At 46.4% G+C, this 1,613-nt stretch carries 1 protein-coding gene; it reads left to right on the top strand.

Translation table 11 applies throughout. From position 1 onward, the window contains the following. Positions 1–110: 110 nt before the first annotated feature. Complete coding sequence (gene leuC / locus GNE10_RS34355; protein ID WP_185570486.1) at positions 111–1,514, top strand: 3-isopropylmalate dehydratase large subunit; 1,404 nt, start codon at positions 111–113, stop codon at positions 1,512–1,514. Positions 1,515–1,613: the final 99 nt, after the last annotated feature.

Genomic DNA, 1,613 nt, shown 5'->3' with positions numbered 1-1,613 from the left:
CCCTTTCCCCTTCCCTATGCCCAATCCCCTCAATCAATAAATCGTATAGAAAAAGTCAGACTTTTTTTTGATACTATGAAAAGTCTGACTCATTAAACACCGATTGACGTATGAGTAAAGGTACTTTATTCGATAAAGTTTGGGACTTACACACCGTTGGTACACTTCCCTCAGGGCTGACACAACTATTTATCGGGCTTCACCTCATTCATGAAGTCACTAGTCCCCAAGCCTTTGCTATGTTACGCGAGCGGGGTCTCAAGGTACTGTTTCCTGAGCGTACTGTCGCTACGGTAGACCATATTGTACCTACAGAAAATCAGGCGCGTCCTTTCATCGATACCTTGGCAGAGGAGATGATTCAAGCGCTGGAACAGAATTGTCAAGAAAATAACATAACTTTTTACAATATTGGTTCTGGCAGTCAAGGTATAGTTCATGTGATTGCACCCGAACAAGGACTGACTCAGCCGGGAATGACTATTGCTTGTGGAGATAGCCACACATCTAGTCACGGTGCATTTGGAGCGATCGCTTTTGGTATCGGTACTAGTCAAGTCCGGGATGTCCTCGCTTCCCAAACCCTGGCGCTATCCAAGTTGAAAGTCAGGAAAATTGAAGTTAACGGTACTCTTAATCCTGGCGTTTATGCCAAAGATGTAATTTTACATATCATCCGCACCCTTGGTGTTAAAGGTGGCGTGGGCTATGCCTACGAATTTGCAGGTACTACCTTTGCACAAATGAACATGGAAGAAAGGATGACAGTGTGCAATATGGCGATCGAAGGCGGTGCCAGATGCGGTTACGTTAATCCGGATCGAGTCACCTATGATTACCTCAATGGTAGAGATTTTGCTCCCAAAGGTGCAGATTGGGACAAAGCAGTAACTTGGTGGGAATCTATTAAAAGTGATGCTGATGCCGAATATGACGATGTAGTGGTATTCGACGCTGCCGAAATTCCTCCCACCGTTACCTGGGGAATTACTCCCGGTCAAGGTATCGGTGTGAACCAGTTTGTGCCTCAGCCAGAAGAACTACCCGAAGAAGACCGCTTTGTTGCCGAAGAAGCTTACCGCTACATGGATTTATACCCAGGGCAACCCATCAAAGGCACCAAAATCGATGTCTGCTTCATTGGTAGTTGCACCAACGGCAGAATTAGCGATTTGCGGGAAGCGGCTAAAATCGCCAGAGGTCGCCACGTTGCCGAGGGAGTTAAAGCTTTTGTCGTCCCTGGTTCCGAAAGAGTGAAGCAAGAAGCCGAAGCTGAAGGACTAGACAAAATATTTGCGGAAGCAGGATTTGAATGGCGCGAACCTGGATGTTCCATGTGTCTGGCAATGAACCCCGACAAATTACAAGGAAGACAAATCAGCGCATCATCTTCAAATCGCAACTTTAAAGGTAGGCAAGGTTCCTCCTCCGGTCGCACATTATTAATGAGTCCGGCAATGGTAGCTACCGCCGCCATTAAAGGCGAAGTTTCAGACGTGCGTGAGTTGTTGTAATTTTAAAGGGGCATGGGGCATTGGGAAGGGGAAAGGGGAAAGGGGAAAGGGGAAAAGGGGAAAGATTAAATTTATTCCTTTTCCCTTTAACCTTTAACC

Source organism: Nostoc sp. 2RC, from assembly GCF_014222165.1.
GTDB lineage: Bacteria > Cyanobacteriota > Cyanobacteriia > Cyanobacteriales > Nostocaceae > Nostoc > Nostoc linckia.
Note: the sequence above shows the minus strand (reverse complement) of the source record. Positions and strands in the feature narration are given on the sequence as shown.

Bases quoted from the DNA above. Each gene is read 5' to 3' on its own strand.
- leuC (WP_185570486.1), top strand. From the start codon at position 111: ATGAGTAAAGGTACTTTATTCGATAAAGTTTGGGACTTACACACCGTT.